The 18,862-nt window shown below is 67.2% G+C and carries 17 protein-coding genes; 10 read left to right on the forward strand and 7 right to left on the reverse strand.

Annotation, left to right across the window (positions count from 1 at the left end):
* Positions 1-12: 12 nt before the first annotated feature.
* The 3 genes from ACEQZY_RS07795 to ACEQZY_RS07805 all read right to left on the reverse strand — a co-directional run bounded on the left by ACEQZY_RS07795 (position 13) and on the right by ACEQZY_RS07805 (position 4,846).
* Entirely contained in the window at positions 13-2,595 is a 2,583-nt protein-coding gene (locus ACEQZY_RS07795; RefSeq protein ID WP_370153440.1) for a TRAP transporter permease, read from the reverse strand.
* A 92-nt stretch (positions 2,596-2,687) separates the two neighbouring features.
* Complete coding sequence (locus ACEQZY_RS07800) at positions 2,688-3,665, reverse strand: TAXI family TRAP transporter solute-binding subunit (protein WP_370153442.1); 978 nt, start codon at positions 3,663-3,665, stop codon at positions 2,688-2,690.
* 245 nt (positions 3,666-3,910) lie between these two features.
* Positions 3,911-4,846, reverse strand: coding sequence for a LysR substrate-binding domain-containing protein (locus ACEQZY_RS07805; protein WP_370153444.1), 936 nt, complete (start codon positions 4,844-4,846; stop codon positions 3,911-3,913).
* A gap of 135 nt (positions 4,847-4,981) precedes the next feature.
* Here ACEQZY_RS07805 and ACEQZY_RS07810 point away from each other — a divergent pair, with 135 nt between their 5' ends.
* Positions 4,982-6,238, forward strand: a complete 1,257-nt coding sequence (locus ACEQZY_RS07810) for a D-amino acid dehydrogenase (protein ID WP_370153446.1) — start codon at positions 4,982-4,984, stop codon at positions 6,236-6,238.
* Here ACEQZY_RS07810 and ACEQZY_RS07815 read toward each other — a convergent pair.
* Genes ACEQZY_RS07815 through ACEQZY_RS07825 form a run of 3 tightly spaced genes read right to left on the reverse strand, consistent with a single transcriptional unit; the run spans position 6,235 to position 9,325 of the window.
* Positions 6,235-7,086, reverse strand: a complete 852-nt coding sequence (locus ACEQZY_RS07815) for a 3-keto-5-aminohexanoate cleavage protein (RefSeq protein ID WP_341703766.1) — start codon at positions 7,084-7,086, stop codon at positions 6,235-6,237. The genes ACEQZY_RS07810 and ACEQZY_RS07815 overlap by 4 nt on opposite strands.
* Positions 7,086-8,420, reverse strand: coding sequence for an aspartate aminotransferase family protein (locus ACEQZY_RS07820; RefSeq protein WP_370153447.1), 1,335 nt, complete (start codon positions 8,418-8,420; stop codon positions 7,086-7,088). Before ACEQZY_RS07820 ends, ACEQZY_RS07815 begins: the two co-directional genes overlap by 1 nt.
* The gene (locus ACEQZY_RS07825) at positions 8,417-9,325 is read right to left on the reverse strand and encodes a MurR/RpiR family transcriptional regulator (protein WP_370153448.1); all 909 of its coding nucleotides are present in this window, start codon (positions 9,323-9,325) and stop codon (positions 8,417-8,419) included. The genes ACEQZY_RS07820 and ACEQZY_RS07825 overlap by 4 nt, the downstream gene beginning before the upstream one ends.
* A 158-nt stretch (positions 9,326-9,483) precedes the next feature.
* Here ACEQZY_RS07825 and ACEQZY_RS07830 point away from each other — a divergent pair, with 158 nt between their 5' ends.
* From ACEQZY_RS07830 to ACEQZY_RS07870, 9 genes are all read left to right on the forward strand, one after another.
* Positions 9,484-10,398, forward strand: a complete 915-nt coding sequence (locus ACEQZY_RS07830; RefSeq protein ID WP_341704739.1) for a LysR family transcriptional regulator — start codon at positions 9,484-9,486, stop codon at positions 10,396-10,398.
* A 116-nt stretch (positions 10,399-10,514) separates the two neighbouring features.
* Positions 10,515-11,324 carry a putative hydro-lyase gene (locus ACEQZY_RS07835; RefSeq protein ID WP_370153450.1) on the forward strand — a complete coding sequence of 270 codons (810 nt, stop codon included), beginning with the start codon at positions 10,515-10,517 and terminating at the stop codon, positions 11,322-11,324.
* A gap of 24 nt (positions 11,325-11,348) precedes the next feature.
* On the forward strand, positions 11,349-12,407 hold the full coding sequence (locus tag ACEQZY_RS07840; RefSeq protein ID WP_341704737.1) for a TRAP transporter substrate-binding protein: 1,059 nt from the start codon (positions 11,349-11,351) through the stop codon (positions 12,405-12,407).
* A 72-nt stretch (positions 12,408-12,479) separates the two neighbouring features.
* Entirely contained in the window at positions 12,480-13,076 is a 597-nt protein-coding gene (locus ACEQZY_RS07845) for a TRAP transporter small permease subunit (RefSeq protein ID WP_370153451.1), read from the forward strand.
* 3 nt (positions 13,077-13,079) lie between these two features.
* Positions 13,080-14,363: a TRAP transporter large permease gene (locus tag ACEQZY_RS07850; protein WP_370153453.1), complete on the forward strand. Its 1,284-nt coding sequence runs from the start codon at positions 13,080-13,082 to the stop codon at positions 14,361-14,363.
* 19 nt (positions 14,364-14,382) lie between these two features.
* Entirely contained in the window at positions 14,383-15,063 is a 681-nt protein-coding gene (locus tag ACEQZY_RS07855; protein WP_341704734.1) for a DUF2848 domain-containing protein, read from the forward strand.
* A 25-nt stretch (positions 15,064-15,088) separates the two neighbouring features.
* Positions 15,089-15,817 carry a 5-oxoprolinase subunit PxpB gene (gene pxpB, locus ACEQZY_RS07860; RefSeq protein WP_341704733.1) on the forward strand — a complete coding sequence of 243 codons (729 nt, stop codon included), beginning with the start codon at positions 15,089-15,091 and terminating at the stop codon, positions 15,815-15,817.
* Complete coding sequence (locus ACEQZY_RS07865; RefSeq protein ID WP_341704732.1) at positions 15,814-16,863, forward strand: biotin-dependent carboxyltransferase family protein; 1,050 nt, start codon at positions 15,814-15,816, stop codon at positions 16,861-16,863. The genes pxpB and ACEQZY_RS07865 overlap by 4 nt, the downstream gene beginning before the upstream one ends.
* Positions 16,860-17,636 carry a 5-oxoprolinase subunit PxpA gene (locus tag ACEQZY_RS07870; RefSeq protein ID WP_341704731.1) on the forward strand — a complete coding sequence of 259 codons (777 nt, stop codon included), beginning with the start codon at positions 16,860-16,862 and terminating at the stop codon, positions 17,634-17,636. Before ACEQZY_RS07865 ends, ACEQZY_RS07870 begins: the two co-directional genes overlap by 4 nt.
* 9 nt (positions 17,637-17,645) lie before the next feature.
* On the opposite strand, the gene ACEQZY_RS07875 is transcribed toward ACEQZY_RS07870, so the two are convergent.
* Entirely contained in the window at positions 17,646-18,632 is a 987-nt protein-coding gene (locus ACEQZY_RS07875) for a helix-turn-helix transcriptional regulator (protein WP_341704730.1), read from the reverse strand.
* Positions 18,633-18,862: the final 230 nt, after the last annotated feature.

Below are 18,862 nucleotides of genomic sequence, written 5' to 3' on the forward strand. Positions count from 1 at the left end.
CCGCGCCTCTCGTCACGCTGTGGCCGTCCGCCGCCGGCGCTGCAGCAGCGCCACCAGCCCGATCAGGGCCAGGGCGGGCAGGAAGAACCAGTATTTCGACGGCCGCTCGGCATCGACCAGCACTTCCTCGACCTTGAAGCCGGGCTCGAGCCCGACGCGCTTGGCGTAGGAGCCGAACCGGACATTGCCGACCTGCACGTCGCCGCCCAGTTCAACGAAGCTGGCCCCGGAATCGGCCAGCCGTGCGCGGCCGGTCGTCTGGTCGCCGAGCGGGATGCTGACCGTCTTGCGGATGTCGTCGCCCTCGATGGTGGTGCCGCTGATGACGAAATGGAAACGGGCATGGGCCGGATGCGTCTCGGCGATCTCGAAGATTTTCGCCGCCGGTTCGTGGCGGTAGGGATCGGCGATCATGTCGAGCCAGAAGCCCGGGCGGAACAATGTGAAACAGGCCAGCAGCAGGGCCGCCGATTCCCACAGCCGGTTGCGGGTCAGGAACCAGCCGAGTGTTCCGGCCGAGAAGACCAGCATGGCCACCGTACAGGCAGCCACCACCAGCAGCGTGTCGGCCCAGCCTTCGAGGCCGATCAGCAGGATCTGCGGATTGAAGATGAACAGGAAGGGCAGCACCGCGGTGCGCAGGCTGTAGACGGTGCCCTGCAGGCCGGTGCGGATCGGGTTCTCGCCCGAGATCGCCGCAGCCGCGAAGGAGGCGAGCCCGACCGGCGGGGTGACGTCGGCCATGATGCCGAAATAGAACACGAACAGATGCACGGCGATCAGCGGGATCGGGATGCCGGCCTGGGCGCCCAGTTCCACGATTACCGGCGCCATCAGGGTGGCGACCAGGATGTAGTTGGCGGTGGTCGGGATGCCCATGCCGAGGATCAGGCAGATGAAGGCGGTCAGGATCAGCATCAGCATGATGTTGCCGCCGGAGATGAACTCGACGAAGTCGGTCATCATCAGGCCCATGCCGGTCAGCGTCACGGTGCCGACGATGATGCCGGCGGTGGCGGTGGCGGCGGCGATGCCGATCATGTTGCGGGCGCCGAGATTGAGGCCGTCGAACAGGTCGCGCAGGCCGATCATCACCGCATCGCCGAGATTGCCCTGGCGGCGGAACAGCGCGAACAGCGGCTGCTGGGTCACCAGCAGGGCAATGATCGTCGCGGTGGCCCAGAAGGCCGACAGGCCGGGCGACATCTGTTCGACCATCAGGCACCACAGCAGCACGCCGATCGGCAGCAGGAAATGGAAGCCGGTGCGGGCGACATCCCAGGCCTCGTAGAGATGGATCACCGGGTCGTTCGGATCGTCCAGCTTGAGGTCAGGGAAGCGGGCGGCGAAGCCGATCAGCGCGACATAGCCGGCCAGCGCCAGGGCGCCGATGATCCATGGTGCGGCATCGCCCAGTGCGGCCTTGAGCGCAAGGATGGCGTAATACAGCAGGCAGATGACGATGATGCTGCCGCTCCAGCCGAGGCCCTGGCGGATCAGCCGCTCTTTCAGCGGCCGCATCATGCTGCGCTTCAGCGGCTCGAGGCCGGCCTTCATCGCTTCCAGATGCACCATGTAGAACAGCGCGATATAGGAGATGATCGCCGGCAGGAAGGCATGCTTGACGATCTGCGAATAGGGGATGCCGACATATTCTACCATCAGGAAGGCGGCAGCGCCCATCACCGGCGGCATGATCTGGCCGTTTACCGAGGAGGCGGTCTCGATGGCGCCGGCCTTGACGCCGGACAGGCCGACCCGCTTCATCATCGGGATGGTGAAGATGCCGGTCGACACCACGTTGGAGACCGACGAGCCGGAAATCAGCCCGGTCAGGCCCGAGGAGACGACCGCCACCTTGGCGGGTCCGCCGCGCAGATGGCCGAGCAGGGCGAAGGACATCTGCATGATGTAGTTGCCGGCCCCGGCCTTCTCGAGCAGCGAACCGAACAGCACGAACAGGAAGACGAAGCCGGTGGAGACGCCGAGGGCCACGCCGAACACGCCCTCGGTGGTCAGCCACTGGTGCTGCAGGAACTTGGTCAGCGAGGCGCCCTTGTGCTGGATCGCGTCGGGCATCCACGGGCCGGCGAAGGTGAAGGCGATGAAGACGGTGGCGACGATCACCATCGGTGGGCCGAGCGTGCGGCGGGCCGTTTCCAGCAGCAGCAGCAGGCCGATGCCGGCAGTGACCAGATCCATGTCGGTCGGCTGGCCCGGCCGTTCGGCGAGGGCGCGGTAATGGGTGTAGAGATAGGTGGCGGCGAAGGCGCCGATCAGGGCCATGGCCCAGTCGGCCAGCGGGATGCGGTCGCGCGGCGAGCGGCGGAAGGCGGGATAGCAGGCAAAGCCGAGGAAGACGGCAAAGCCGAGATGGATGGCGCGGGCCTCGGTGTCGTTCAGCACCAGGATGCCGAACATGAAAGGCAGCGGCGAGGCATACCACAGCTGAAACAGCGACCAGCAGATGGCGGTGGCGACCAGCAGGCGCCCGGTGATGCCGGACGGATGCCGGCTGCCGGTATCCGATTCGGCGACCAGTTCCTCCAGTTCCTTCAGATCCGGACGGTGCGCGTCCTGCCTGGTGTCGGTCATGGTACTGATCCCCCGCCTGGCGGCCTTTCGGTTCCTGAAAACAGAAAAGCCGGCCCGCCGTCAAGCGGGCCGGCCTTTCCCGGCAGTGCTGGTTACATCCAGCCCTTTTCCTTGTAGTACTTCGCGGCACCGGCATGCAGCGGTGCCGACAGGCCGTCCTTGATCATGTTCTTCGGATCGAGGTGGCCGAAAGCCGGATGCAGCTTCTTGAATTCGTCGAAATTCTCGAACACCGCCTTCACCAGCTGGTAGACGGTGGCCTCGTCGACCTTGGTCGAGCTGACCAGGGTGGCCAGCACGCCGTAGGTCTTGGTGGCCTGCGGGTTGTTGTTGTACATGCCGGCCGGGATGGTGGCGTAGGCGTAGTAGGAATTGTCCTTCACCAGCTTGTCGACCACGGGGCCTTCCAGCGAGATCAGCTTGGCGCCGCAGGTGGTGGTCGGATCCTGGATGTTGGCATTCGGATGGCCGACGCCGTAGAAGAAGCCGTCGATCTTGTTGTCGCACAGCGCCGGGCCCTGCTCGTCGGCCTTCAGCTCCGAGGCGAGCGAGAAATCCGACAGCTTCCAGCCCATCGCGCTCAGCAGCTCTTCCATCGAGTTGCGGGTGCCCGAGCCGGGATTGCCGACGTTGAAGCGCTTGCCCTTGAAGTCCTCGAACTTGGAAACGCCGGCTTCCTTGCGGGCCAGCACGGTGAAAGGCTCCGGATGCACCGAGAACACGGCGCGCAGGTCGCCATAGGCGCCGCCATCCTTGAACTGGGCCTGGCCCTTGGCGGCATTGTACTGCACATCCGACTGGGCCATGCCGAAGTCGAGTTCGCCGGCCTTGATGGTGTTGATGTTGTAGGCCGAGCCGCCGGTCGATTCGACCGAGCAGCGGATGCCATGGGCCTTGCGGTCCTTGTTGAGCAGGCGGCAGATGGCGCCGCCGGCCGCGTAGTAGACGCCGGTCACGCCGCCGGTGCCGATGGTGATGAATTTCTGCTGCGCGATGCCGGTCCCCGGCAGGGTCGCCAGCAGGGCCGCGCCCAGCAGACCCCCCGTCAGATGCTTGCTAAACCGAGACATACGTCATCCCTCCTTGTTGGATTCTGTCCTGGGTGGTGATCGGCCGGCAGTGGCGGACCCGCAGGGGGTGCTGCCGCTGGCGGCGCTTGCGACGGCGCACATGGCGGCCGGCGTCTCTCATAGCCGATTGCATTCCCGCACCGGCATGCATATCGGTCGCCGCGCCATACCTTCCGGGTATGGACACCACGGCGGGGCGCGGCGTCAAGAGGCGGATTGTATCCATTGTCCCCTTGCCCATCGGCCTATTGTCCATGGCTCTGGCGGCCGCCGCGCGCCGGGCGCTGCAGCCCGGCGGAAATCGCCTTTTCCGCCTGGGTCAGGGCGGCGACGAATTTGCGCGCCGGCAGCGAGGCCGGCTGGTGGCGCGGCCGCATCACATGCACGGTGAAGCCGATGCGCGGATCGAGCGGCCGCACGGCGACCTTGGCCGGATCATGGGCGGCGGCCGTATACTGATCGACAATGGCGACGCCGGCACCCTGCGCCACCAGCGCGAGTGCCACCTGGTTGGTGCCAACCTCGATGGCCGGTTTGAGATCGGTGTCCGACAGCCGGACCGCCGCGCTGAAGGCGGCGCCGAGCGGATCATCCGAGCGCAGGCCGATGAAGGTGTCGCGCGCGAAGCGGTCGAATGGCACGCTGGCCGGCAGCCGGGCGGCCAGCTCGTGCGGGAAAATCCCATAGAACTGCGCCTCGCTCAGCGGCGTGATCTCCAGTCCCGGATGCGGCTGCACGTCGAAGCCGATGCCGAGATCGACTTCCTGGGTGGCCACCACCCGCACCAGATCGGCATATTGCCGGGTTTCAACCTGGAAACTGACATGGCGGTGTTTCTGGCGGAAGCGGGCGATGGCGTTGGGAACCAGGGCGATGCACAGGGCCGGGGCGGCGGCGATGCGCAGATGGCCGCTGGTAGCCTTGCCGAGATTGCGCGACAGCCTGAGCAGGTTTTCCAGCCCTGCCACCAGCCGCTCGCTTTCCGCATGCAGGATGGCCGCCTCGCGGGTCGGCTGCAGGCGGCCCTTCACGCGGTCGAACAGCTTGTAGCCCAGCCGGTCCTCGGCGCGCAGCAGCAGGCGGGTGGCTGCCGGCTGCGAGATGTTCAGCAGCCGGGCGGCGGCGGTGATCGTGCCGGTCAGCATGACGGCATGGAAGATTTCGAGATGGCGCAGCTGCATGGAGCAAATCCGGGAAAGCGTGGCGGCCACACCGTGATACGGGCGGCCGGCGGCCGTCAATGCATAACCTGAAGGTATGGCCGGTGACGCGATCCGCAGTGGCCTGGCGGCGGCCGTCATCGTTATGGTCGCGGCATGGATATCATCGTGATCGGCGCCGGTGTGATCGGCCTGACGACGGCGCGCCGCCTGGCGCAGGACGGCCACCGCGTGCGGGTGATCGACCGTGCACCGGTCGCGGGGCAGGGTGCCAGCCGCGCCAACGGCGCGCAGCTCAGTTATTCCTATGTGGCGCCGATGGCGGATCCGTCGGTCTGGGCGGCGCTGCCGAAATACCTGTTCGGCCGCGACAGTCCGATGCGGTTCCGCCCGGGTCTTGACTGGCGGCAGTATCACTGGCTGCTGAAATTCCTTGCCGCCTGCACCCGGCGCGAGGCGCTGGCGACCACGGAAAAGCTGCTGCGGCTGGCATTCCTCAGCCGCGACGAGCTGCATGCGGCGCAGGATGTGCGGCAGCTCGACTTCGCCTGGGCGCGCAGCGGCAAGCTGGTGGTGTATTCCACCGCGGCCGGGCTGGCAGCAGCGCAGGCGCAGGCGGATTTCCAGAATGCCCGCGGCTGCCGGCAGCAGGCGGTCGGCCGCGACGGCTGCCTCGCCATCGAGCCGGCCCTGGCCGGCATTGCCGGCCGCATTGCCGGCGGCATCTTCACGCCAGATGACGAAGCCTGCGACCCCCATGCCCTGTGTCGCGGCCTGGCGGAGCGGCTGGCCGGCCCGGCGGGCGGCGTGGAATTCCAGTTCAGCCGCCGGGTGCTGCGCCTGCATCGCACCGGCCGCCGGCTGGCCGGGATCGAGACCGATGCCGGCCTGTTCACGGCCGATGCCTATGTGCTGGCGGCCGGCCTCGAGAGCCGGGCCCTGGCCGAAGGGATCGGCCTGTCGCTGCCGATCTATCCGGTCAAGGGCTACAGCCTGTCGCTGCCGATCGCCAATGACGACGCGGCGCCGCGGGTCAGCGTGACCGACACCCTGCACAAGGTGGTCTATGCGCGGCTGGGCGGCATGCTGCGGGTGGCCGGCATGGCCGATCTGGTCGGTGCCGATGCCAGCATCGATCCCGCCCGGCTCGGCCAGCTGGCGCGGCAGGCGCGGGAAACTTTCCCGCAGGCTGCCATCGCACCGGAAACCGGGCCCTGGTGCGGTCTGCGTCCGGCGACGCCGAAGGGGCTGCCGCTGCTGGGCGATTGCGGCATCGACGGCCTGCTGCTGAATACCGGCCATGGCGCACTCGGGCTGACGCTGGCTTTCGGCTCGGCGGCGGTGATCGCCGCCGGTCTTGCCGGGCGTCCGTCTCCGGTTGCGCTGGCCGATTTCTCGCATCGCGCCGCCTAGGCCATCTGCCGCAGAATCTCGCGGGCCGTGGCGGCATCGGCCATGGCGCGACCCATCAGGCCGGCATGCTGCACGGTCTGGCGCACTAGGGCGGCATTGTCCGGTGCGGCGCTGCCATCGGCCAGCAGGGTGTTGTTCTCGAAGCCGATCCGCGCATGGCCCCCGAGGCCGAGCGCGGCCAGCGCGCAAGCGCCTTCCTTCGCACCGAAGGCGCAGACGGCGAAGGCGCCGTCGGCCTCGGTCCAGTGCCGCAGGAAGGGCAGCAGGTCGGCCGGTTCGGATTTCTGCCCGGCAGTATAGCGACCCAGCACGAACAGCACGAAATGCCGGTTCCCCGGCACGATGCCGCGCGCCTTCAGGTCGCGGAAGCGCTGCACGTCGGTGTCGCTGTACAGGATATACTGCAGCATCGTGCCGGCCTTGTGCAGGTCGGCAAAGAAGGCGGCGGCATCCGCCTCGCTGGCGGCATCCGGTGCGATCTCGCGGATTGCCAGGCTGCAGGCCTCCGGCATCAGGGTGCGCATCGCGGCCATCTGCGCATGCCGGTCATATACACCAGCCGCTTCCGACGTGGCCTGGACGATCAGTTCGTCACCGGCCTCGCGCCGCACGGCGGCGATGGCGGCGCGGTAGAGATCCGCATCCAGCGAATGGCGGCCATCCGGCTGGCGGACATGCAGGTGGATCATGGCGGCGCCGGCATCCAGACATTGCGCGGCGCAGAGGCCGAGTTCGTCGGCGCTCAGCGGTACCGCCGGATGGTCGGCCTTCAGCTTGCGGGCGCCGTTCGGGGCCACGGCGACAATGGCCGGCGCCATCACGGCAGGCAGGATCGGTGCGACGGACATCAGGCAACACTCCGCAGGGCATTGTCGACGGCATCCCCCAGCCGGTCGACGATGGCATCGATATCCGGCCGCTTGCAGATGAAGGGCGGGGCCAGCAGGACATGGTCGCCATGCCGGCCATCGATGGTGCCCCCCATCGGATAGCACATCAGGCCGACAGCCATGGCTTCTTTCTTGATGCGGGCATGCAGCTTCAGGGCCGGGTCGAAGGTGGTCTTGCCGGCACGGTCCTGCACCAGTTCGATCGCCTGGAACAGGCCGCGGCCGCGGATGTCGCCGACATGGCGGTGATTGCCGAAACGCTCCTGCAGGCGGTCGGCCAGATACAGGCCCATCGCCTTCACGTTTTCCAGCAGGCCGTCGCGGACGATCACCTGCTGCACCGCCAGAGCGGCGGCGCAGGCCATCGGATGACCGAGATAGGTATGGCCGTGCTGGAAGAAGCCGGAACCATTGCGGAAGGCATCGAAGGTCTTCTGGCTCAGCAGCGTCGCGCCGATCGGCTGGTACCCGCCGCCGAGACCCTTGGCGATGGTCATGATGTCGGGGGCGATGCCTTCCTGCTCGCAGGCATGCAGGCTGCCGGTACGACCCATGCCGCACATCACCTCGTCGAGGATCAGCAGCACGCCGTATCTGTCGCAGATCTCGCGGATGCGCCGGAAATAGCCCGGTGCTGCGGCAACGGCTCCCAGTGTGGCGCCGACCACCGGCTCGGCGACGAAGGCGATCACGCTGTCGCTGCCCAGTTCGAGAATCTTCGCTTCCAGTTCGTCGGCCATGCGGCGGCCATAGGCTTCCGGCGTCTCGTCGTCGCGGCGGCCGCGATATTCGAAACAGGGCGAAATGTGATGGGCCTCGATCAGCATCGGGGCGAATTGCTGGCGGCGCCAGGCATTGCCGCCGACGCTGAGGGCGCCGACGGTGTTGCCGTGGTAGCTCTGCTGGCGGGCGATGAAATGCCGGCGCTGCGGCTGGCCGGTCTCGACGAAATACTGGCGCGCCATCTTCAGCGCGGCTTCCACCGCCTCCGAACCGCCGGAAACGTAATAGACGTGGCTGATCCCCTTCGGAGCCGTCCCGACCAGGTAATCGGCAAGCTGCTCGGCCGGTTCGGTGGTGAAGAAGCTGGTATGGGCATAGGCGATGCGGCCGGCCTGTTCCTGCAGCACGCGGGTAACATCCGGGTGGCCGTGGCCGAGACAGCTGACGGCGGCGCCGCCGGAGGCATCGATATAGCGTTTGCCGGCGGCATCCTCGATGTAGATGCCCTGGCCGCCGACGGCGACCGGATAATCGTGGTTGATCTGGCGGTGCAGGATATGGCTGCTCATGATGCCTGTGCTCGTTTGCGGCGGGGGGACCAGTAGGCGGAAAAGGCGCCGAGCTGACGCTCGGCATCCCGGATGGCGCCGAGCGCACGGTCGCCGCCATGGGCGGCGACCAGGGCGATCAGCGATTCGGCGGCGACAAAAGCCGGCGTGACGGTATGGAAGAAAGACGGCGTGTCGGTCGGCACCAGGATGCTGGCTGTTGCGGCCGCGGCGATCGGCGAGGCCGTGCTGTCGGTGAGGGCGACGACGGCGACGCCGCGCTGGGCGGCATAGCGGACCCGCTCGACGGCCGCGCTGGTATAGGGGGCGACGCTGATGGCCAGCAGCACGTCACCTTTGCCGCTGTGGCGCAGGGCATCGATGCCGGTATCGCCGGGGCCGTCCAGCAGCAGGCCGTTGTCGCGGAACAGGCCGTAGACATAGGCGGCGTGGAAGGCGACGGCATAGCAGGAACGCAGGCCGAGGAAGTACATCCGCCGGGCCCGGCCGACCAGCCGGGCTGCCGCCACCAGCGCGGCGGTGCCTTCGCCGGCCGCAAAGCTGGCCAGGTGGCGGGCCATCGCCTCGCCGATCTGGCCGGCCAGCGCGGCATCGCCGCCGGTGCGCTGGCGCCGCTGCATCAGGCCGGCGCGGGCGCTGAAATCCGCGGTTTCCGGCGGGCGGGCGGGCCGGCGCAGGGCTTTCGCATGCAGATCGCGGAAGCCGGCGTAATCGTCGAAACCAAGCTGGCGGGCCAGCCGGGTCATGGTCACCGGCGGCACGCCGGCCCGGCGGGCCAGTTCGCGCATCGACAGCAGGGCGACGTCGTCCGGATGATCCAGCACATGGCGGGCGGCCACCTGCAGCCGCGGCGGCAGCTGCGGCAGGGCATCGGCGATCCGGCGGGCCAGGCGGCGGGTTTCCATGGCGGGCCATGGAACCCGATTCTCCGGGCTTATGCAACAAATGATTCATTGTTGCTCATATGACTGAAACAATCGTTTCATATGGCCGGCGGCCGGACTGGCCCACCCGATAAGCCTGACTTATAGTGCGGGCGCTTTGCCATTAGAGGATTCCGGCGATGGCCGACCTGCGCAATCTCGAGACCTTTGTCTGGGTCGCCCATCTCGGCGGCTTCCGCGCCGCCGCCGAAAAGCTGAACACCACCCAGCCGGCGGTGTCGCAGCGCATTGCCCTGCTGGAAGCCGATCTCGGTGTCAGGCTGTTCGACCGCGAACCGCGCGGCGTGGCGCTGACGCCGAAGGGCGTCGAGCTGCTGCCTTATGCCGAGCGCATGCTGCAGCTGCGCGCCGATCTGCTCCAGGCGGCGCGGGAAAAGAAATCCATGCGCGGCGTCGTGCGGCTGGGGGTGGCCGAGACCATCGTGCATACCTGGCTGGCGAAGCTGATCGAACGCATGCATACGGTCTATCCGGCGCTGACGCTGGAGATCGAGGTGGATACCTCGCCGCTGCTGCGCGAGCGGCTGGTCTCGCACCAGCTCGATATTGCCTTCCTGCTCGGCCCGGTCAGCGAGCCGCGCATGAAGAATGTCGCCCTGTCGAGCTATCCGCTGGCCTGGGTGGCGAGCCCGGCGCTGGATCTCGGGCCCGATCCGGTGCCGCTGAGCATGCTGGCCCGCTGGCCGATCATCACCTATCCACGAAACACGCGGCCCTATATCACGGTGCGCGAGATGATGACGCGTTCCGACTATCCGCAGCTGCGCATGTACGGCAATGCCTCGCTCAGCACCATCGTGCGGATGACCCTCGATGGCATCGGTATCAGTGCGATCCCGCCGGTGGTGATCCGGCGCGAACTGACGGAAAAACGCCTGCGTCTTGTGCGGGCTGAGCAGAATCTGCCCGATCTGAACTTCGCTGCCACCTATCCGGTCAAGCCGGACAGCTACCTGGCCGAGGCGGTGGTCGAGATCGCGCGCGATCTGGCCAATGCGGAGGCAAAACGCGGTATGCGCCTGCGCAATCGCTAGGCATTCATGAGATAAGATTTTCTTATCAATCGCCATCCGAACTCGCGATTGGACAGTCACGCTGCCGCCATGCTGCGATAACCCCGGTGTCACATAAGGGGATGGGGAAGCAGTTCATGAATGCCGGTGCTGTACAGCAGGGGCGGATTTTTGCCAGCGGGCGCGAGGCGCGGCTGGCGGTGCGCAGCGGCGCCCATCGCGGCCCCACCGCCGGTATCGCCCCGGGCTATGTCCAGGGCAACCTTGCCATCCTGCCGAAAGCGCTGGCCGACGATTTCTTCCGCTTCTGCCAGTTCAACCCGAAACCCTGTCCGCTGCTGGCGGCCAGCGAGCCGGGCGCCCCGCGCCTGCCCGCCCTGGGCGCCGACCTCGACATCCGTACGGACCTGCCGCTCTACCGCGTCTGGAAGAACGGCGAGCCGGTTGCCGAGGTGCGCGACCTGAAAGATGTCTGGCGCGACGATCTAGTCGCTTTCGTGATCGGCTGCTCGTTCTCTTTCGAGGAAGCGCTGGTCGAGGACGGCATCGCCCTGCGCCATATCGATGAAGGCACCAACGTGCCGATGTACCGCACCAGCATCGAGACCGTGCCAGCCGGGCCCTTCCGCGGGCCGCTGGTGGTTTCCATGCGGCCGCTGAAGCCGGCCGACGCCATCCGCGCGGTGCAGATCACCTCGCGCTTTCCGGCCGTGCATGGCGCGCCGGTGCATATCGGCAAGCCCGGGATGATCGGTATTGCCGACATCATGCAGCCCGATTACGGCGACCCGGTCGCGGTGAAGGCCGACGAACTGCCGGTCTTCTGGGCCTGCGGCGTCACCCCGCAATCGGTGATCGCCGCGGTCAGGCCCGAATTCAGCATCACCCACGCACCCGGCCACATGCTGGTCACCGACCTGCGCAACAGCCGGCTTGCCGTTCTGTAAGTCATCCAACCTGGAGGGGATATCATGAAGACCATGTTCAAGAGCCTGGCCCTGGCCGGCATTCTGGCTGCCGCCGTGGCGAGCACCGCTGGAGCGCAGGATATGCCGCAGACCAAGCTGAAGGTCGTCGGCGCCTGGGGCAACCTGACCCAGTACAAGAATTTCGAGCAGCCGTTCTGGACCAAGGAAATCGAAGAGAAGTCGAAGGGCGCCGTCTCGGCCGAGATCACCCCGTTCAACGAGATGGGCCTGAAGGGCGCCGAGATCTTCCGCCTGATGCGCCTTGGCGTCATCGATTTCGGCTCCACCGTGCTCGGCTATGTTGCTGCCGACGACGCGCGCAACGAGGCCGTCGACCTCGCCGGCCTGTCGCCCGACGTCGCCACCGCCCGCAAGGTTTCGGATGCCTACAAGCCGGTGCTGGACAAGTTCTACGGCGAGAAGTTCGGCATCAAGGTGCTTGGCATCTGGCCGTATTCGGCCCAGGTGCTGTATTGCAGCGGAGAGATCAAGGGCCTTGCCGACCTGAAGGGCAAGAAGGTGCGCACCGGCAACCGCACGCTGGCCGAATTCGTCGAGGCCTTCGGCGGCACCGGCGTGACGCTGGCCTTCAACGAGGTGGTGCCGGCCCTGCAGAACAAGGTGGTCGACTGCGCCATCACCGGCACCCTGTCGGGCAATTCGGCCAAGTGGTACGAGGTGGCGACCCATATCTATGCCCTGCCGCTCGGCTGGAGCCATGTGATGCATGCGGTCAACATCAAGACCTGGCAGAAGCTCGACCCGAAGGTGCGCAGCTTCCTCGAGAAGGAGATTGCCGGCCTCGAGGACAGCATCTGGAAGGCGGCCGCCGAAGAAACCCAGCAGGGCTATGACTGCAATGCCGGCAAGGACAGCTGCAGCATGGGCACCAAGGCGAAGATGACCGTCGTGCCGGTCTCGGACGCTGACAAGGCGCTGCTGAAGAAGGCGCTGGCCGACACCGTGCTGCCGAAATGGGCCGCCCGCTGCCAGGGCGACTGCGTCGACACCTTCAACGGCAGCATCGGCAAGGTGGTCGGCCTGACCGCCGCCGCCAAGTAAGCTGCCTGTTCCCAGGCGGGGCCCGGATTCTCTTGCGGGCCCCGCCCCCCCCTTTCTGCTAGGCTGCGCTGCATGCTCCTGCTCGACCGCTGGCTCGGCCTTGCCGACCGTTTCTCCCGCTGGGCCGTCTGGTTCGGCGGCGGCCTGATTCTCGCCTCCGCCTTCCTGGTCGCCGTCGACGTGCTGCTGCGCAAGCTGTTCCTGGTCACCGTGGGCGGTTCCGACGAATTGTCGGGTTATGCCTTCGCCATCGGAACCACCTGGGCACTCGGCTTCACCCTGCTGCGCCGTGCCAATGTCCGGGTCGACGCACTCTACAGCCGGCTGCCGGCGGCGCTCTGCGCCATCCTCGACATCGCCGCCCTGCTGGCGCTGGGCCTGTTCGTCGGCCTGCTGACCTGGCAGGCCTGGGCGGTGCTCGACACCTCGCTGGCCTTCAATGCGAAGGCGACCACGCCGCTGGCCACGCCGCTGTGGATGCCGCAGCTGCTGTGGCTGGCCGGCCTTGCGCTGTTCATCTTCACCCTCGTGCCGCTGCTGCTGCGCGCGCTGCTGGCTTTGCTGACCGGTGACCTGCCGGCCGTGCGCCGTCTGGCCGGCGCACGCACCATCGAGGAAGATGCCGCCGACGAGGCCGCCCATACCGCCAGCCTCAAGCCTCGGGCCTGATCCATGCTGCTGACCTCGCTCATCCTGCTGCTCGCGCTGCTCGCTGCCGCCCTGCCGGTGGCCGCCGCCCTCGGCACGCTCGGGCTGCTGCTCGACCAGATCTATTCCTCCATGCCGCTGACCCTGGCGCTGGGCGAAGTCGCCTGGTCGTCGTCAAAGGACTTCCTGCTGGTCTCGATCCCGATGTTTGTGCTGCTGGGAGAAATCCTGCTGCGCGCCGGGGTGGCCGAACGGATGTATGATGCGATGGTGAAGTGGCTGTCCTGGATGCCGGGAGGCCTGATGCATTCCAATATCGGCGCCTGCGCCATCTTCGCCGCCACCTCCGGTTCGTCGGTGGCGACCGCGGCCACGGTGGGCACCGTCGCCCTGCCGCTGGTCGAGAAACACGGCTACAGCGAGCGGCTGTTCCTCGGCACGCTGGCGGCAGGCGGCACGTTGGGCATCCTGATTCCGCCGTCCATCAACATCATCATCTATGCGGTGCTGACCGACACCTCCATTCCGCGCCTCTATCTGGCCGGCATCATTCCCGGCCTGGGCATGGCCCTGCTGTTCATCCTGATGGTTGCCGCTTTCTGCATGGCCAAACCGGCCCTCGGCGGCAAGCCGATGAGCGCCACCTGGGCCGAACGTATCCGCAGCCTGGTGCATCTGGTGCCACCGCTGGGCATTTTTCTCGTGGTGGTCGGCTCGATCTATGCCGGCCTTGCCACGCCGACCGAGGCGGCCTCGCTCGGCGTCGTCGCGGCTCTGGGGCTGGCCTGGGCCTTCGGCAAGCTCAGCTTCGCCATGATGAAGGAGGTGCTGGAAAACACCATGCGCACCACCGCCATGGTGATGCTGATCATCATTGCCGCCTATTTCCTGAACTTCGTGATCTCGGCCATCGGTCTGACCACCATGCTGACCGATTACATCGCCGGGCTCGGCCTGTCGAAATTCGAGATGCTGGTTGCGGTCGTCATCTTCTACCTGCTGCTCGGCTGCTTCATGGAAACGCTGTCGATGATGATCACGACGATTCCGATCGTCGCGCCGGTGATGTTCGGCCTGGGTTTCGATCCGGTCTGGTTCGGCGTCGTGCTGGTGATCCTGATCGAGATGGCGCTGATCACGCCGCCGGTCGGCCTCAACCTGTTCGTCGTGCAGTCGCTGCGCAGCAGGGGTTCGCTGAATGACGTGATCGCCGGTTCGGTGCCTTTCGTCGGCGTGATGATCGTCATGATCCTGCTGCTGGGCCTTTTCCCGGCCATCGCCCTGTGGCTGCCGGGTCTGTTCGGCTGATTTTTCCGCGAGGTTTCCCGTGCTGACTTTCGACCGCCTCTGGGCCGACCGCCGCGACCGCGTCGCCGTACAGATCGACACCCTGATCGTTGCCGGCTGGGCCGGCCGCGATGCCGCCGCCATCGAGCATCATATCGAGGAGCTGGCCGCCATCGGCGTGCCGCGGCCCTCCGCCGTGCCGCTGTTCTACCGCATCGGTGCCGGCCAGCTGAGCCAGACCGCGCATCTGCAGGTGCTGGGCCCCGACAGCTCCGGCGAAGTCGAGCCGGTTGTGGTCTCGCTGGCCGACGGCCTGTGGATCACGCTGGGTTCCGACCATACCGACCGCAAGGCCGAGGCCGCCGGTGTCGCCCTGTCCAAGCAGCTCTGTGCCAAGGTGGTGGGCACCGAATTGTGGCGCTATGACGAAGTGGCGCCGCACTGGGACAGCCTGGTCCTGCGCGCCTGGACCACCATCGACGGCAGCCGCGTGCTGTACCAGGAAGGCGCCGTCTCCGCCCTGCGCAGCCCGGCCGACCTGATGCAGCGCTACAGCAATGCGCCCTCTCTGCCCGCCGGTAGCCTGATGTTCGGCGGCACGCTGGGCGCCATCGGCGGCGTGCGGCCCGGCAGCCGCTTCGAGATGGAGCTGGAAGACCCGGTGCTGGGCCGGAAAATGGGCCATGCCTATGATATCGAGGTTCTGCCGGTTGTGGCCTGACCTGCTTCGCGGCTATTGATCGGGCATGGGCAGCTACCCGCAGATCCGTGATTTCGGCGATACCGGCTTCAGCGTCGAGTTCGGCGAGGGGATCGACCGTGCCGTGAATGCCATGGTGATGGCCCTGCATGCGGCGCTGGGCGAGGCGGCCCTGCCCGGCGTGATCGAGACCATCCCGTCCTTCCGTGCGCTGCTGGTGCAGTATGATCCGCTGGTCACGGCCCGCGTCGACCTGGAAGCAAAGGTCCGCGCCATGCTGCCGGACCTGACCGCGGCCGAGCATGTCGGCCGGCTGTGGCGCCTGCCGGTCTGCTACGCGCCCGATCTTGCCCCTGACCTGAACGACGTGGCCGAGCGCTGCAAGCTTGCACCCGAAGACGTTGCGGCCCGCCATGCCGCCGGGCGGTTCTTCGTCTACATGCTCGGCTTCATGCCGGGTCTCGCCTATATGGGCGGGCTGGAGGCGGCTTTGCAGCTGCCGCGCCGCAAGGAACCGCGGCTGAAGGTGCCGCCGGGCTCGGTCGCCATCGCCGAATCGATGACCACCATCTATCCGTGGGAAAGCCCCGGCGGCTGGCACCTGATCGGCCGCACGCCGCTCAGGCTGTTCGACGCGGGGCGGGCCGAGCCGACCCTGCTGGCGCCGGGCGACGAGGTGACCTGCCGGGCGATCACGGCTGCCGAATACGAGGCCATGCTGGCCGAGGTCGAGGCCGGGCGCTTCGACTATGCCGCCCTGCAGGTGACAGCATGACCGGCTTTCTCGATATCGTTGCGCCGGGGCTGATGACCTCACTGCAGGATCTCGGCCGCTGGGGCCACCAGGCCGGCGGCATGCCGGTGGCCGGCGCCATGGACCCGGTGGCCCTGCGGCTGGCCAATGCGCTGGCGGGCAATCCGGAAAACACCGGCGCGCTGGAGATCGGCTATCTCGGCCCCAGCCTGGCCGTGCGGGCCGACAGTATCCGCATCGCCCTGGCCGGTGCCGCAAAACTGACCCTGCAGCCGGCCGATGGCGGCGAGGCGCGGATGCTCAGGCCATGGCGCAGCCACCGGCTGAAACGCGGCGACCGTCTGGCGGTCGCCGCGGTGGAAGAGGGTGCCGTTGCCTATCTTGCCGTGCAGGGCGGCTTCGCGATCACGCCGTTCCTTGGCAGCCTGTCGACCTACATGCGGGCCGGGCTTGGCGGCTTCGAGGGCCGGGCCCTGAAGGCCGGCGACGGCCTGCCGCTGGTGCTGGCCGCCGCGCCAGAAGCCGACGAGCAGGAACTGGCGGAGCGTTTCGATTACGGCAGCGGGCCGGTGCGGGTGGTGCCCGGGCCGCAGCAGGACCGCTTCACGGCTGCCGGTATGTCCACCTTCCTGTCGGCCACCTACACGGTGACCAAGGAAGCCGACCGCATGGGCCTGCGGCTCGACGGCCCGGCGGTCGAGCATACCAGGGGCGCCGACATCGCTTCGGAAGGACTGGTCACCGGCTCGATCCAGATTCCCGGCAACGGCCGGCCGATCATCCTGATGGCCGACCGGCAGACCACCGGCGGCTATACCAAGATCGCCACGGTGATTTCCGCCGATCTGCCGCGGGTCGGCCGCATGAAGCCGGGCGATGTCCTCAGCTTTGCCGCCATCCCGGTGGCCGAGGCGGAAGCCGTCCGGCGCGAGCAGGAGGTCCGCATCCGCGCCCTGGTCGCCGCCATCCGGGCGGCGGAACCGGATATGCGCCTCGATCTCGGCGCCCTATATAATACGAACCTGATCAGCGGCATGGTGGATGCCGTCAGCGGAGAAGGCCGATGAGCAACCTCAAGGTCAACCTGAACAGCGATCTGGGCGAAAGCTTCGGTGCCTGGGAGATGGGCGACGATGCGGCGATGCTGGCGGTGGTGAAATCCGCCAATGTCGCCTGCGGCTTACATGCCGGCGACTGGACGGTGATGCAGCAGACCGTCGACGAGGCCGTGAAGAACGGCGTGTCCATCGGCGCGCATCCATCCTATCCAGACCTGCAGGGTTTTGGCCGCCGGCCGATGACCATGAGCAACCGCGAGGTCGAATCGCTGATCGCCTACCAGGTCGGCGCGCTGATCGGCGTGGCGGCCACCCGCGGCGGCAGGGTCACCCATGTGAAACCCCATGGCGCGATCAACAACAAGGCGGCGGTGGATGCCGATCTGGCCGCCGCCATCGCGCGCGGCATCGCTGGGGTGTCGCGCGACCTGATCTTCCTTGCGCCGGCCGGCTCGGCCATGGTCGATGCCGGTCGCAAGGCCAACCTGCCGGTGGCCCAGGAAGTGTTTGCCGACCGCAATTACGACGACGACGGCAACCTGGTGCCGCGCGGCCGCCCCGATGCCATGGTGCATGACAACGAGGCGGCGCTCGGCAATGTCCTGCGCATGGTGCAGGAAAAGGCGATCGTCTCGGTGTCGGGCAAGCGCATTCCCTGCGCGGTCGATTCGATCTGCGTGCATGGCGACAGCGCCGGTGCCGTTGCCATGGCCCGCCATGTCCGTGCCGGCCTCGAGGCGGCCGGGGTGAAGATCGTCACCCTGCCGGAAATGCTGGGCTAGCGGCACCAGTCAATTTTCTGTTGTGATTCGTCTCTGAGGTCTGCCTCGCCTGTCCGGTGCAGTCACCGCATAGCGTCCGGGCGGCATGCCATAGCGCGCGGTGAAGGCATTGATGAAATTGGTGACGTGGTTGTAGCCCACACGGAAGGCGATCTGCTTGATCGGTGCCGCCCCGGCCTCCAGGGCGATCCGCGCGTGCTCCAGGCGGTGGTTGCGCAGCACCTCGAACACCGTGCCGCCGTATTCACTGCGGAAGGCGGCGTTCAGGCGTTTCTCGCTCAGGCCCACGGCCGCAGCCAGTTCGCCGAGGCTTGGTGGCTGCCTCATGTCGAGCAGCAGCAGGCTATGGGCGGCTGCCAGCGCCTCGCGTTCCTGTCGGCCCAGAGCGCGCCGCTGTCCGATCCGGCCTGCCATCTGGCGGGCCAGAAGCTGCAGCACCGCGCCCTCGATGAACAGGTGGCGCAGTGGTCCGTTCAGGTCGGGTGAAAACAGGCTGTCGGCCAGAGAGCGCAACTGGCGGGTCGCCTGCATGGGGATGATCCGGCTGGCCGTCACATCAGGCTCCAGCAGCGGTGCCAGCGCCTGCGGCAGCACGCCGTCGAAGATCTGCCGCACCCGGTCGACACGGAGGGCATAGCCGGCGAGGCGCAGACGCTGTGGTGCCTTAACATGGTAACGCGGGTTGCGGGCCGATGGCCGGAACAATATGGCCTGGTCCGGTCCGGCGGCGACCTGCAGGCCATCGGGCATCTCGATTTCGACCAGTCCGGATACGGCAACATTGCTGCTGATCCAGGGGACCGTTTCGGTGTCGCGCGGCTGTACGGCGATATCGCTGCGTGCGGTCACCTCGGTCAGGAAAACCCGCATGCCGGGACCGATCTCGATGCGCTCGATCTCGGCATCCCATTGCGAATCGCGGATCACGGTCCGCTCGCTGACTCTCAGGGCTTGCCGGCCCTCGGCTTCATGCACCAGCCAGTCGATTTCATCCACCGCTGCCTGCCTCCCGGGTGCGATTCCGTATGCGGTCATCCTAGGAGACGGAATCGCCGGGAGCTATCGCAAACCATTGCATGGGCGATGCCGGGGCGGGTAACGCTGGCTGGTGCAACCCAGAATATCGGAGTGGGCGTCCCCCGTTCAGCGCGTGCCTGCATATATGGCGGGCGCGCATATTCCGGCCTGTTCCGCATATACCGGCACCGTTGCGCCGCCCGCCCGGA

Origin of the sequence: Ferrovibrio sp., from assembly GCF_964218355.1 — a bacterium.
Classification (GTDB): Bacteria; Pseudomonadota; Alphaproteobacteria; order Ferrovibrionales; family Ferrovibrionaceae; genus Ferrovibrio.

Coding starts and splice junctions, on each gene's coding strand:
- ACEQZY_RS07820 (WP_370153447.1), bottom strand. CDS start 8,420: ATGAGCAGCCATATCCTGCACCGCCAGATCAACCACGATTATCCGGTC.
- ACEQZY_RS07865 (WP_341704732.1), top strand. CDS start 15,814: ATGACCGGCTTTCTCGATATCGTTGCGCCGGGGCTGATGACCTCACTG.
- ACEQZY_RS07810 (WP_370153446.1), top strand. CDS start 4,982: ATGGATATCATCGTGATCGGCGCCGGTGTGATCGGCCTGACGACGGCG.
- ACEQZY_RS07840 (WP_341704737.1), top strand. CDS start 11,349: ATGAAGACCATGTTCAAGAGCCTGGCCCTGGCCGGCATTCTGGCTGCC.
- ACEQZY_RS07795 (WP_370153440.1), bottom strand. CDS start 2,595: ATGACCGACACCAGGCAGGACGCGCACCGTCCGGATCTGAAGGAACTG.
- ACEQZY_RS07805 (WP_370153444.1), bottom strand. CDS start 4,846: ATGCAGCTGCGCCATCTCGAAATCTTCCATGCCGTCATGCTGACCGGC.
- pxpB (WP_341704733.1), top strand. CDS start 15,089: ATGGGCAGCTACCCGCAGATCCGTGATTTCGGCGATACCGGCTTCAGC.
- ACEQZY_RS07800 (WP_370153442.1), bottom strand. CDS start 3,665: ATGTCTCGGTTTAGCAAGCATCTGACGGGGGGTCTGCTGGGCGCGGCC.
- ACEQZY_RS07835 (WP_370153450.1), top strand. CDS start 10,515: ATGAATGCCGGTGCTGTACAGCAGGGGCGGATTTTTGCCAGCGGGCGC.
- ACEQZY_RS07815 (WP_341703766.1), bottom strand. CDS start 7,086: ATGTCCGTCGCACCGATCCTGCCTGCCGTGATGGCGCCGGCCATTGTC.
- ACEQZY_RS07830 (WP_341704739.1), top strand. CDS start 9,484: ATGGCCGACCTGCGCAATCTCGAGACCTTTGTCTGGGTCGCCCATCTC.
- ACEQZY_RS07870 (WP_341704731.1), top strand. CDS start 16,860: ATGAGCAACCTCAAGGTCAACCTGAACAGCGATCTGGGCGAAAGCTTC.
- ACEQZY_RS07825 (WP_370153448.1), bottom strand. CDS start 9,325: ATGGAAACCCGCCGCCTGGCCCGCCGGATCGCCGATGCCCTGCCGCAG.
- ACEQZY_RS07845 (WP_370153451.1), top strand. CDS start 12,480: ATGCTCCTGCTCGACCGCTGGCTCGGCCTTGCCGACCGTTTCTCCCGC.
- ACEQZY_RS07850 (WP_370153453.1), top strand. CDS start 13,080: ATGCTGCTGACCTCGCTCATCCTGCTGCTCGCGCTGCTCGCTGCCGCC.